The organism is Ruminococcus flavefaciens ATCC 19208 (genome assembly GCF_000518765.1).
Classification (GTDB): Bacteria; Bacillota; Clostridia; order Oscillospirales; family Ruminococcaceae; genus Ruminococcus; species Ruminococcus flavefaciens.
The window spans coordinates 324,745-337,910 of the sequence record NZ_KI912489.1; the positions used below are offsets into that span (position 1 = coordinate 324,745).

At 48.4% G+C, this 13,166-nt stretch carries 9 protein-coding genes; 2 read left to right on the forward strand and 7 right to left on the reverse strand.

Translation table 11 applies throughout. The features are described 5' to 3' along the window. Positions 1 to 13: 13 nt before the first annotated feature. The 7 genes from L870_RS17125 to L870_RS0108255 form a co-directional block, all read right to left on the reverse strand. Positions 14 to 697, reverse strand: a complete 684-nt coding sequence (locus L870_RS17125) for a maltose acetyltransferase domain-containing protein (protein WP_080676396.1) — start codon at positions 695 to 697, stop codon at positions 14 to 16. Between the two features lie 18 nt (positions 698 to 715). Then, positions 716 to 1,549 carry a hypothetical protein gene (locus L870_RS0108230; RefSeq protein WP_028517735.1) on the reverse strand — a complete coding sequence of 278 codons (834 nt, stop codon included), beginning with the start codon at positions 1,547 to 1,549 and terminating at the stop codon, positions 716 to 718. 40 nt (positions 1,550 to 1,589) lie between these two features. After that, positions 1,590 to 2,393, reverse strand: coding sequence for a hypothetical protein (locus L870_RS0108235; RefSeq protein ID WP_028517736.1), 804 nt, complete (start codon positions 2,391 to 2,393; stop codon positions 1,590 to 1,592). 635 nt (positions 2,394 to 3,028) lie between these two features. Beyond that, entirely contained in the window at positions 3,029 to 4,213 is a 1,185-nt protein-coding gene (locus tag L870_RS0108240) for a D-alanine--D-alanine ligase family protein (protein ID WP_028517737.1), read from the reverse strand. Positions 4,214 to 4,329: 116 nt separating this feature from the next. Then, positions 4,330 to 5,964, reverse strand: a complete 1,635-nt coding sequence (locus tag L870_RS0108245; RefSeq protein WP_028517738.1) for a Mur ligase family protein — start codon at positions 5,962 to 5,964, stop codon at positions 4,330 to 4,332. Between the two features lie 14 nt (positions 5,965 to 5,978). After that, positions 5,979 to 6,752, reverse strand: coding sequence for an alpha/beta fold hydrolase (locus L870_RS0108250; RefSeq protein ID WP_028517739.1), 774 nt, complete (start codon positions 6,750 to 6,752; stop codon positions 5,979 to 5,981). A gap of 531 nt (positions 6,753 to 7,283) precedes the next feature. Then, positions 7,284 to 8,255: an AAA family ATPase gene (locus L870_RS0108255; RefSeq protein WP_051411475.1), complete on the reverse strand. Its 972-nt coding sequence runs from the start codon at positions 8,253 to 8,255 to the stop codon at positions 7,284 to 7,286. Between the two features lie 663 nt (positions 8,256 to 8,918). Here L870_RS0108255 and L870_RS0108260 point away from each other — a divergent pair. Together L870_RS0108260 and L870_RS0108265 are read left to right on the forward strand one after the other, a co-directional pair. Beyond that, complete coding sequence (locus tag L870_RS0108260) at positions 8,919 to 11,891, forward strand: acyl-CoA dehydratase activase (RefSeq protein WP_028517741.1); 2,973 nt, start codon at positions 8,919 to 8,921, stop codon at positions 11,889 to 11,891. A 34-nt stretch (positions 11,892 to 11,925) separates the two neighbouring features. Continuing rightward, the gene (locus L870_RS0108265; protein WP_028517742.1) at positions 11,926 to 13,155 is read left to right on the forward strand and encodes a 2-hydroxyacyl-CoA dehydratase; all 1,230 of its coding nucleotides are present in this window, start codon (positions 11,926 to 11,928) and stop codon (positions 13,153 to 13,155) included. Positions 13,156 to 13,166: the final 11 nt, after the last annotated feature.

The following is a 13,166-nucleotide window of genomic DNA, read 5'->3' on the forward strand; positions in this document are numbered from 1 at the left end:
TCGTCCTTTCGTCTTATTTATCGTCAGTGCTGTTTACAAGTTTTACTTCGATGTGTCTGTGCTTGGGAGGCTCGGGCTTCTGAGGGGCAGGAGTCCTGAATTCAGCTTTTTCTTCTTCCTTCTCAGGCACTGGGGCAGGTCTTGAATCAACGGGTCTTACAGGCTTGCAGGGATTTCCTGCGGCAACGCAGTTTGCAGGGATATCCGATGTGACAACACTTCCTGCGCCGATGACTGTATTATCGCCTATGGTGATACCGCCGATAACGGTAACATTACCGCCTATCCATACATTGTTTCCCACAGTTATGGGCTTTGCGGACTCAAGTCCCTGATTCCTTGTATCTGCGTCAATAGGGTGTTCAGCAGTATAGAAACCGCAGTTCGGACCGATAAAGACATTTTCACCGAAGGTCACCTCGGCGCAGTCAAGGATAACGAGATTATGGTTTGCATAGAATCTGCCGTTCATTATGATATTGTATCCGTAATCGCAGAAGAAATTCGGCTCTATTATGGAGTCGTCGCTTTTCAGCGGAATAAGTCTGCCGAGAACGCGGTCGCGCTTCTGATAATCGTTGTATTCAACAGCATTGTATTCGGCGCAGAGTTTTTTTGCTTTTATCCTCTCGTTTACAAGCTCGGGAGAATTGCTGTTGTAAAGCTCTCCTGCCTGCATTTTTTCTTTTTCGGTCATTTTAAACCCTCCTTAATTTTAAATTATATTTTTGTCAACTAAGTATTTGAAGAGAAATGTTCCCCATAAAGGAGATGTGAGCAGTAAAATGAAGATCATATTCTTTATATAGCTTTTCAGCTTGTAGGCATTCCGTCTGAAAAGATAGGGTGAATAGTACCTTTCAGGCTCATTGGGGTCAATATATACCTGGAGCTCAGGCTGTTCGTTGAAAAAAGATGTAAGTCTCTCATGGTCTGCGAAACGGTAGCTTTCACCCTCATAATAGTATTTGTATACGGGATTGCTGTAATTAGCTTCGGTATTCTGTGACGGATCGACAGCATAGAAGGAAAGGGTGTCACCTTCCACGTGTACAGGGCAGGTGCAGTGCTTTTTCCTGCTTGATATTGCAAAGGCATTGACCACAAGGAATATCAGTCTGCCGATTATTATTGCCACGACAGCAAGTGCGAACAGCCCTAATACTATATTTGCACCGCTCATATCCTCTGAGTCTGAGTTCCTGCTGCCTTTGTTTTTAATGCCGGACAATGTGATAACGATAGTCATTGCGCACACCAGCAGTCCGATAATCAGAAAAGGCAGACGGTTCCACGCATTGTTTTCGACTCTTCTTCCGTTGTGTCTGATATTTCCCGAGCTGTCAAGCCCTGCCATAGTAAATAATGCTCCGAACAAGATCATGCATAAAGGCAGACAGACGAAAGCACATACTATCATTACAGCAAATAATATCAAATACGTCATTGGAGGGAACGATATCTTGAATTCCCTTTCAACAGGCGCAGGTTTGTATATGTCGTCGGCACTTATTTTTTCTGCCAGCGGAAGTATATTCAGCTTTTTCATTTTATCCCCCCATTATCACATAAGTCATCGGTATATTTTATCATTTGAAAAGCAGCACTACCAGCAAGGGAATTGAAAAGACGAACATATACCCTAAAAACTGAAGGAATTCTATAAGGTTCTCACCGTTGTCTGCGAAGAGATTGGGAGAATAATAACGATCGGGCTTTTCGGGATCTACGTATACCAGAGATGAGTCTGTAGGCGAAAAGAAATACAGGTCTCTGGAATGGTCCGTGAAGCGATAGCCTATTCCCTCATAGTAGTATTTGTATACGGGAACATGGCACTTGTATTCGGTATCCGATGCAGTGACTGTACAGTCCGCAGCTGCTATGTCGGGCTCGATGTGTACAAGTGTACCGCAGTGTTCTCGTCTGCTGCGCAGGGCAAGCTCGACAGTCACAAGCATGATAAGTCTCGATATTCCCAATACTGCAAAAGCAATGAGAAACAGTTTCAGCATCAACATGAAATACGCTCTGGTCATGTCGGTATTGGTGCTTCTTGAGGGCTCTTCCGATATTAATATGAATATACCTGTTAATATGAAGAAAATACCCATGAATAATAGGGGGAGCCTTGTCCATATCATTTTCTCTGCTGTTGTGCCTTTTTTGTTCTTTCCTGTTTTGCCGTCTATACCTGCAACAATGAACAGTATACCGAATGCGATAATGCCGATGACAGGATCGGTATAACAGGCGATAAATGATATAACAGCTAAGACGGTATATACTGCCGAGGGTATTTTTACAGACGGCAGCTTTCTTTCAGTCGGTGCAGAGTAAAGGTTGTCGGCAGTTATTTTTTCTGCCAGCGGTAATATATTCAGCTTTTTCATTTTATCCCCCCTGTTAAACAGTACATTAATGAAGTATAAAAGGAAGAAACAGAGCCAATGGAAATAAGATAGCATTGCCAGCCAAATCACAGATTTGGGGCACTGCTTATTTGGCAGTCCGCAAGTGAGTAGTGAGTAGATTGTAGGGAACGCCTCCCAACAGGAGCCGCGACCCTCTGTCCTTCGGACATCTCCCTGTACTACAGGGAGTCACCCTCGGGCTCCCGAGCCTTACGCTGCAACTAACATGAACGCACTCACGCTCTGCACTTACGCGATGATATTTCCCTTTCGTTTATTGCCCCTCGCGGATATTATCTGCAATTCGCGTTGACTATATCGCGGAGCAAGGGTGCGCAGGCTCTGCACTCACGCGATGTTATTAGCCTTTCGCATATTATCTCTCGCGGCTAAAAGCTAAAGTCCCAACGAAACTTTCACGCGGAGTAAGGGTGCAGCGTCACGCTGCCCGTGTCGAGAAGCAACTGCCCTTTCGATGATATTCGTCCGAGCAAGGGGGCGCAGGCTCTGCGCTCACGCGATGTTATTAGCCTTTCGCATATTATCTCTCGCGGCTAAAAGCTAAAGTTCCAACGAAACTTTCACGCGGAGTAAGGGTGCAGCGTCACGCTGCCTTAGCGTTTGCTGCCCTTTGAACCGAAGCTTCCTCCCATTGAAAGGATATTTGTATCAAATGTATAGCTTATCTTTTCGCTCTGTCTGTAGCGTTTGAGAGCAAGCTGGATAAGTCTTTCGAGGAGCTCTGTGTACTTCACGCCCTTAGGCTCCCAGAGGTAGAATGCAAGAGAGCCGGGGATAGTGTTTATTTCGTTGATGTAGACCTTGTCGGCAGCCATATCTATCATGAAGTCGATACGTGTAACGCCGTTGAGTCCCAGATAGCGGAATGCGTCAACTGCGGTCTTTCTGATGAATTCGTCCTGCTCGGGAGTGATCTCGGCAGGTATCTTTCTTTTCAGGGTAGCCATACCCTTGCTGCCGCCCTTGCCGCCGCCTACGTACTTCTGGTCGTAGCTGAGGATATCATCGCCGCTTGCCTGTACAGGCTCTTCACATACGGAAGCTTCTGCGGACTCGCTGTCACCTGCAACAGCACAGTTTATTTCCTTGAGCTGAACAACGCATGGCTCGATGAGGATACGGTCAGCGAACTCGAAAGCCTCTTCGATAGACTTTATAAGGCTGTCTCTGTCCTTGCCCTTTGAGATACCAACGCTTGAACCGAGGTTGATAGGCTTTACGATAACAGGATAGCCGAACTTCTTCTCAACTTCCTCGACCATTCTGTCCATGTCGTTTATCTCGTATGAGGAGAAACGGCAGCAGTCAAGTACAGGGAAGCCTGCGTCTTTAAGGAGTATCTTCATTACGAATTTATCCATACCGACAGCGGAAGCCAGTACGTCGCAGCCTACATAAGGCAGGTCGAGAGTCTGGAGATAGCCCTGCAATGCGCCGTCCTCAACGTTTGTACCGTGAACGATAGGGAATGCAACGTCGATATCGGAAATGACATTAGAGCCGAATTTCTTCATTTTCTGGCGGATAAGCTGTACCTTGCCCTCGCTTCTTACGAAAACGCACTCGGTACACTCTTTGAGGAGTGCGGGGATATCCTTGAAGCTGTTGATATCCATGAGCTTTTCGCCTGTCCAGAATTCGCTCTTCTTGGTCATATACACAGGGATAATGTTGTATTTTTCCTTGTTTATGCTTGCCATAGCCTGAACAGCCGAGATGACTGATACCTCGTGTTCAACGCTTCTTCCGCCGAAAAGAACTGCAAGATTGATCTTCATTGTAATTACTCCTTTATTCGAGCCCTTAGCCGTTAGCCGAAGCTCTTGATTTAATTTCAAATATTATCGCGCAGCGATACCACAGGCTAAAGGCTGACAGCCAATAGCTTATGGCTTTAATAGTTGTCGGGTAAGTCGTTTTCAAGAAGGACTATTTTCTTCTTGTCGGTCTGATATGCATTTACGTGGGTGAGAGCCTCGTTAAGACTATCCGCAACGTAAACGTTATCCATATCGTAGCCTGCGTCCTTGATACCGTTATATATAGGCACTGTCTGATTTTTGCCAACCAGTACGATATGGTCACAAGCCTTAGCAGCTTCCTGACCGAACTCGAAATTCAGCTCCTCCTGCTTTGCGCCAAGCTCGACCATACCCGGAGTTACCAGTATACGGCAGGCATCGAAAAGACCGAGGACATTGAGAGCTGCACGGCAGCCGTTTGGATTTGAGTTGTATGCATCGTCGATAAAGGTCATATTGCCGCCCTTATCGAGAAGCTGTAATCTGTGGGGAACTGCGGCGATACGCTTCACGGGGAGCGTCAGCTTGTCAAGGGATATGCCCGTACCGTGTGCGTAGGCGATAGCTCCGAGGACGTTCTGAACGTTGTGCTCACCGAGGAGCTTCATTGAGAAACGCTGTGTCTCGCCGTTCGGAGCAGTTACCGTGAACTCTGTACCTCTGTCGGAAACGGATATATCAGTACCGCGGTAGTGGTTGCCCTCCTGCAAGCCGTAAAGCACAGCATTGGGGTACTCGGGAGCTTTCCTGCGGATAAGCTCGTTGTCGCCGTTGAGGTATATCTTTCCGCCCTTTGCCTTTACATGGTCGGCAAGCTCGAACTTCGTATTAACTACGTTCTCGATAGAACCAAATGTCTCCAAGTGCTGAGGACCTACGGAAGTGATGATGCCGTCGTGGGGGTCTGCAATGCCGCAGAGCTCCTTTATCTCGTGAACTCGTCTTGCGCCCATTTCGCAGATGAAGTATTCGTGTGTGGGCTTTAAGTCGCGGCGGATAGTTATTGTAACACCCATAGGAGTGTTGAAGCTCTCGGGAGTTTTCAGCGTGTTGTACTGCGAGTTGAGAAGCTCATCAAGATAGAACTTCATGCTTGTTTTGCCGTAGCTTCCCGTGATACCCACCTTGTGAAGTGTGGGGCACTCGGAAAGTATTCTCTTTGCGTCGTTGATGTACCAATTCTGTACTGCCTTTTCTATTGGCTTGTTTATCAGGTTTGACAGTGGAACCAGTATAGGTGTGAGGTACAGTGCCGAGCCCACCATGATATACGGCAGATACCATGTGAACCAGCGAGTTTCGGTGCGGCAGAAGTCTATGCCGTCAATATCAACGTAGGTCTTGCCCTTGATTATGGCAATAGCATAGCATATCGCGATCAATATGCCAAAGGTTATCATCATGCGCTTCATACGCGCTGTATAGACCAGCGGCTTCTTGAACTTCTTGCCGGGTTTGTTGGCAAGTGCTATGATAGCATTGAAGAAGCAAAGAACTATCACAAGAGTTATTTCAAGACCACTGCGCCCGTGAAACGGAATGAGCAGAAACTGCGCCACAAACAGCACCGCAGGGAGTATATACCTCTTTTTGTTCTTCTTCATCCAGCGTGAGTGCTCGGGGGTCTTGTAGCCGTTGAGCTGGAGCATATGGAACTCCCTCAGCCCGAGAAAAACAATAGCAGCCAGCGTAATGACCGCATAGATCATCCATAAAACCAAATTCATATATATCTCCTAATTCAATCTTCTATCTTCATAAAGCTGCACATCACGCGGTTGAATGTGAACTGCTGTTCGAGGAAGGAATAATGTCCTGCATTTTCAAGCTTTACAAGACCTGCATCGGGTATGAGCTTCTCCATTTTCTCGCCGTCGGAGAGGGGAGTAGCTGTATCGTTAACGCCCCATACGAGCAGTGTGGGAGCTTTGATATTCGGCAGATAGGGCTCCAAGTCCTCGTTTACTACCTTTACCATGACCTGTCTCATCATAGGAGAGGCTGCGGCATAGTCGGCGCTGCCCATTTTCTTGCGGAAGTTTTCAAGCGCATCGGGGAAGAGCTTCTTCACTATGCCCAGCGAGAGCACAGCCTTGCCCATTTTGTAATAGCGAGTGCGCCAGCTCTTTTTATTGGACTTTGGCGGCATGATGCCTGCGCTGTCCACGAGAATGACCTTTGTAACCTTGAAGGGCAGGTCATCGCGGCTGTGCATCTTGATTATTACTCGACCTCCGAAGCTGTGTCCGAGAAGCATTACTTCCTTTGTGTCGTAGTCTTTGAGGAAGTCGATGACGAACTGCACATAGGAGCTCACGTCCCATACTTCCTTTGGCTCTTCGCTCTTTCCGAAGCCCGGCATATCCATAGCAACAACCTTGTACTTTTTGGAGAGGAGCTCCATCATATTGGCGAAAAGGGTGATATTGCTGCCCCAGCCGTGAAGCAGTACGATAAGGTCGCCCTCGCCCTTTTCCTCGTAGTTTATCTTTAAACCGTTAACTGTCTTTATCAATTCTATTATCTCCGATAAAAATATTGTTTCTATATGATATACGGCATACAGCCGCAAATATACATATATAATCTATTATATCACCTGCACTATTTTATGTCAACATTTATTTTTCCCTTAGCCCTTAGCCGTTAGCCTGTAGGGGCGCACAGTGTGCGCCCGTTTGGTGTGCGTCCGTATGTGCCTTACGATGAAAATAACATGAACGCACTCACGCGATGATATTTCCCTTTCGTCTGTTATCTCTCGCGGCTAAAAGCTAAAGTCCCAACGAAACTTTCACGCGGAGAGAGGGTGCGCAGGCTCTGCGCTGTAGGGGCGCACAGTGTGCGTCCGTTTGGTGTGCGCCCGTTTGGTGTGCGCCCGTATGTGCCTTACGATGAAAATAACATGAACGCGCTGTTGGACGCCGTCCCCTGCACACATTCTTTCTTTCTTTCTTTCTTCCTTCCTTCTTTGACTATTATTCTATAAAATGCACTTTAACACTTTAAACAACTCAAGGTTGAAAGGAAGAAAGAAGGAACATTTTCAAAGTTGCCAGAACCATATTTTTTCATATTTTGTTGCTTTAATACCCAATTCTTTTTTTACTTTCGTCAGAATATCATAGCTCACCCCCATTTTCTGCGCCTTATCCACAAGCACCTGAACGGCTTTCATTTCGCCGCCGCCCAGCTCCGCCATAAGGAACTCTCTTGCAAGGTCGGACTGTTTGGGCTGGGGAGTGCCCAGACCGAGGAGCATATTATCGGGGTCAGCCTCGCACTCGCCCTCGCAGGTAAAGGCATTATTCTCGCCGAGTCTGAACGCAATGGGCTTGCCCTCTCTGGCAAGGGAGCTCTTTATCTGCATGACGATGCGCCTGTCGGGTTCGCGCTTGTCACGGGCTACCAGAAGAACGCTTCTTGCGGCGGCGGTAAGGTCGATAGAGCCCAGTCCGCGGTAAGCCGCCTTAGCTCCCATATTCTTGTTCATATGACCGATGAGGACTATAGCACAGCCGAACTGCTCAGCCATATTGGCAAGATAGCTCATAACGGGACGTATCTCGTTGGCGCGGTGCATATCCACATCAGCTCCGAGATAAGCCTGCAAGGGGTCGAGAATTACAAGACGTGCGTTGGTCAGCCTGAGAACTTCTTCAAGTCTGCCGTCAGTGATAGTCATAGGGTAGACGCTCTCGTCAACTCCGCTTATATAGCCGCAGTCCGCATCAGCCGCAAGGAGTCGGGGCTTGATAGTGTCCGCAAGACCGTCCTCGGCAGTCTGAAAGATAACGGGCTGTGGGAACAGCTCCTTCCCCGTAACGGGGTCGTGAGTCTCACCTGTGACGGTTTTTCCGCGAGTGAGCGAAGCAGCTATATTCAGCGCAAGAGTAGTCTTTCCCTCACCGGGGTCGCCCTGAATGATAGTCACCTTGCCGAATGGGATATAGGGATACCACAGCCACTCAGTCTCGGCAGCCTCTATCTTTGCCATATTGTAAATTCCTGTTGCCATAAAAATGACCTCCTTTAATTGGTTTTCACAATAGGGCATAAAAAATCGTTTTTTCAACGGAAAACCATTGAATATCGGAAAAATTCAGCGCAGAGCCTGCGCACCCTTGCTCCGCGTGAAAGTTTCGTTGGGACTTTAGCTTTTAGCCGCGAGAGATAACAGACGAAAGGGAAATATCATCGCGTGAGTGCAGAGCCTGCACACCCTTGCTCCGCGATATAGTCAACGCGAATTGCAGATAATATCCGCGAGGGGCAATAAACGAAAGGGAAATATCATCGCGTGAGCGCAGAGCCTGCGCCCCCTCTCTCCGCGATATAGTTAACGCGAATTGCTGATAATATCCGCGAGGGGCAATAAACGAAAGGGAAATATCATCGCGTGAGTGCGTTCTTGATATTTGCATCGTAAGGCACATACGGGCGCACACTGTGCGCCCCTACAGGCTGACGGCTCGGGACGTCGAGGACTTCCAACAGAAGCCGCGACCCTCTGTCAGCTTTGCTGACATCTCCCTACACTGTAGGGAGTCACCGTCCCCTACACTAACCATTAATTACTAATCACTGAACGGCTTGCAATTTCACTTATTATATGTTATAATGTAAAGATAGCGGCGGAACGCAGGTATCCGCCATATGATTACTTCTACTGAGGTGTAAAATGTCAAATAAATATTCACTGGGCATTGATGTGGGTTCGACCACGGTAAAAACGGTCATAACTGACGCTGAAAACAATATCATTTACTCGAAATACCAGCGTCATCTTTCCAAAGTCAAGGAAACTGTCACAGACCAGCTCAAGATAATACAGGCGGACTATCCCGATGAGGAATTCACAGTCTGCATCACAGGCTCGGCAGGTCTCGGACTTGCCAATTCTGCGGATATACCCTTCGTTCAGGAGGTACACGCTGCTTTCCTTGCAGTTAAGGAGAAACAGCCCGATGCTGACGCAGTTATCGAGCTTGGCGGCGAGGACGCAAAGATAATCTTCCTCACAGGCGGAGTAGAACAGCGTATGAACGGTACCTGTGCAGGCGGTACAGGTGCATTCATCGACCAGATGGCAACACTTCTCGGCATTACAGCCGATGAGCTTGACGAGCTCTCTCTCCACGCTCAGAAGATACACCCTATAGCTTCGCGCTGCGGAGTATTCGCAAAGTCCGATATACAGCCTCTCCTCAATCAGGGAGCAAGGCGCGAGGACGTTGCCGCAAGTATCTTTCAGGCAGTTGTTGACCAGACCGTTTCGGGACTGGCTCAGGGACGTACTATCGAGGGAAAAGTCCTTTTCCTCGGCGGTCCGCTGTTCTTCTTAAAGGGACTGAAAAAGGCTTTCGTAAGGACTCTCGGGCTCGATGAGGAACACGCTGTATTTCCGCAGGAGGCTCCCGTATTCGTGGCTTACGGCTGCGCACTGTATGCAGCTAAGGCTGCGGAAGCGTACAAGATAGGCGATATGATCGAGAAGATACTTAATGCAAAGACTTCGGACGCTATAGTTACAGGCGAACCCCTTTTCCGTTCGCACTCAGAGTATGACGAGTTCATTGACCGCCACAAGAAGTTCGACTTAGGATATGCCGATATACGTACATATAAGGGCGACGCTTATCTCGGTATAGACGCAGGATCTACAACTACCAAGCTTGTGCTCATAACCGATGACGGACGTATGCTCTACAATCATTATTCCTCAAATCAGGGACAGCCTCTCGACAAGATAGCCGACCAGCTCAGACGCATCTATTCGGCTATGAACCCCGATATAACCATAAAGGGTTCGGCAGTTACGGGCTACGGCGAGGACCTCATAAAGGCAGGTCTTTCCGTTGACCACGGCATAGTTGAGACAGTTGCCCACTTCAAGGCTGCGGCATATTTCTGTCCCGATGTTGATTTTATCATTGATATCGGCGGACAGGACATCAAGTGCTTCAAGATAAAGAACAAGAGCATCGACAGCATCATGCTCAACGAGGCTTGTTCCTCGGGCTGCGGCTCTTTCATACAGACATTCGCAATGGCTCTCGGCTACGATATCTCCGAGTTCTCACAGCTTGGACTCTTCGCAGAGCACCCTGTTGACCTTGGCTCACGCTGTACCGTATTCATGAACAGCTCGGTAAAACAGGCTCAGAAGGACGGTGCTACCGTTGAGGATATCTCCGCAGGACTTTCATCGTCTATCATCAAGAACGCCATTTACAAGGTCATACGTGCTAATTCTCCCGATGATCTGGGCAGGAACATCGTAGTACAGGGCGGTACCTTCCTCAATGATGCAGTCCTCCGCTCGTTCGAGAAGGAGCTTGGCAGAAACGTTATCCGTCCTGCTATTTCGGGACTTATGGGAGCATTCGGCTGCGCACTCTACGCAAAGGAACGCGCAAATGGTGAGGCTTCAAAGCTTATCTCTGCCGAGGAGCTCGAAAACTTCACATACGAGTCACGTTCGGCTAACTGCGGCGGCTGTACCGCACACTGTCAGCTGAATATCATCAACTTCGGCAAGGGCAGACGCTTCATTTCGGGCAACCGCTGTGAAAAGGGCGGCGGCATCGCCAACAGGAACACAGTCCCAAATCTTTACGAATTCAAGTACGACAGTATCCTCAATACCGTAAAGACTCACCAGCCAAAGCGTTTCCGCGGCACAGTGGGACTTCCCCTTGCACTGGGCTTCTACGAGCAGCTCCCCTTCTGGCATATGCTGTTCACTACTCTCGGCTTCAGGACTGTCATATCCGATGAGAGCTCCCGTGATATGTACTATCTCGGTCAGCACACTATTCCCTCGGATACGGTATGCTACCCTGCAAAGCTGGCTCACGGACATATCGAGTGTCTCCTCGATAAGGGCGTGGATTTCATATTCTACCCCTGCATGAGCTATAACCTTGACGAGGGCGGCAGCGATAACCACTTCAACTGCCCTGTTGTAGCCTACTATCCCGAGCTTCTCCTTGCAAACAACCCAAGACTCAACAATAAGAACTTCGTTCACCCCTACCTTGACCTGAACATCAGAAAGAACGTAATAAAGGTACTGGGACAGGTGCTTGGCAAGTACAATGTCAAGGGCAAGATACCCGATGCAGTTGATAAGGCTTACGAAGCCCTTGAAAAGTATCACAACTCCGTCACACGCAAGGCTATGGAGATAATAGATCAGGCAAGAGCCGAGGGACGCAAGATAATCGTCATTGCAGGCAGACCCTATCATATCGACAAGGAGATAAACCACGGCATACACAAGCTCGTATCAAGCCTCGGCATGGCTGTAATAACCGAGGACAGCGTTGCAGGTCTTGCAAGAACACCAAAGCTTGGGGTACTCAATCAGTGGACTTATCATTCGAGACTTTACCGCGCAGCCAAGTATGTTACCACACAGCCCGATATGCAGCTCATACAGCTTGTATCCTTCGGCTGCGGCATCGACGCAGTTACGGGCGATGAGGTGAGACATATCCTCGAAAGCCGCGGTAAGCTCTATACACAGCTTAAAATCGACGAGATAAACAATCTCGGCGCGGCAAGGATAAGACTGAGAAGCCTTGTTGCCGCTATGGAGCAGGCAGAGCAGAAGCCTGCCAAAAAGCCCGAGGTACAGCCTGTAGTATAAGCTCGGGCTATGAAGATGATATATGGAGGTTTTTATGCCTGAATATGCAAAATTTACCGAGGATATGATAAAAACTCACACTATCCTCGTTCCCGATATGCTGCCCATACACTTCAAGATGCTCATTGCTATCTTTGAAGCCAAGGGCTATAAACTGGAGCTGCTGACAAACGACTCCCGTGCAGTGGTCGATGAGGGACTGAAAAACGTACACAATGATGCCTGCTATCCCGCGCTCCTCGTTATAGGACAGTTCATGGACGCACTGAAAAGCGGCAAATACGACCCTGACAGGACAGCTCTCCTCATCACCCAGACAGGCGGCGGCTGCCGTGCATCGAACTATATCCACCTGCTGAGAAAGGCTGTTGCCAAGAACTATCCTCAGATACCCGTTGTATCACTTAATTTCAGCGGACTTGAAAAGGACAGTGCTTTCAGGATAACTGCGCCCATGTTCATGCAGATGCTGTATGCAGTGCTCTACGGCGACCTGCTCATGACCTGCTATAACAAGTGCAGAGCCTATGAGATAAACAAGGGCGAGTCAAGGAAGATGCTGGACAAATGGCACCGCAGACTGTGCAATATCTTCCGCAAGGGCAGCAAGATGTTCCTGAAAACAAAGAAGATATACAGGGATATACTCGACGATTTCGCCACTATCGAGCTTAGCAGCGAGAAAAAGATCAGAGTCGGCATAGTGGGTGAGATATACGTTAAATATTCGCCCCTTGCCAACAACCACCTTGAGGACTTCCTCATATCCGAGGGCTGTGAGCCTGTAGTTCCGTCCCTTCTGGAATTCGTTATGTACTGCGCCGCAGGAACCTTCAACGATGCCAAGATATACGACCATACCACAAAGCAGTCCATATTCAACAAGATAGGCTATAAGCTCATCTACGCAAAGCAGAAGGAGCTCATCAAGGTAATGAAGGAGCAGGGAAGCTTTGAGCCTCTCCACGACTTCGAGCACCTGAGAAAGCTTGCTGACAAGTATATAAATCAGGGCGTTGTAATGGGAGAGGGCTGGCTCATACCCGCTGAAATGGCTGCGCTTGCAAAGTCCGGCGTTGAGAATATCATCTGCACTCAGCCCTTCGGCTGTCTGCCGAACCATATCGTTGCAAAGGGTATGTCAAGAGCTATCAAGCAGGACAACCCAAATGCAAATATCGTTGCTATAGACTATGACCCGGGTGCTACGAGGGTAAATCAGGAGAACAGAATAAAACTCATGCTCGCAAATGCCCGTCTGTGAGAACAAGCGAG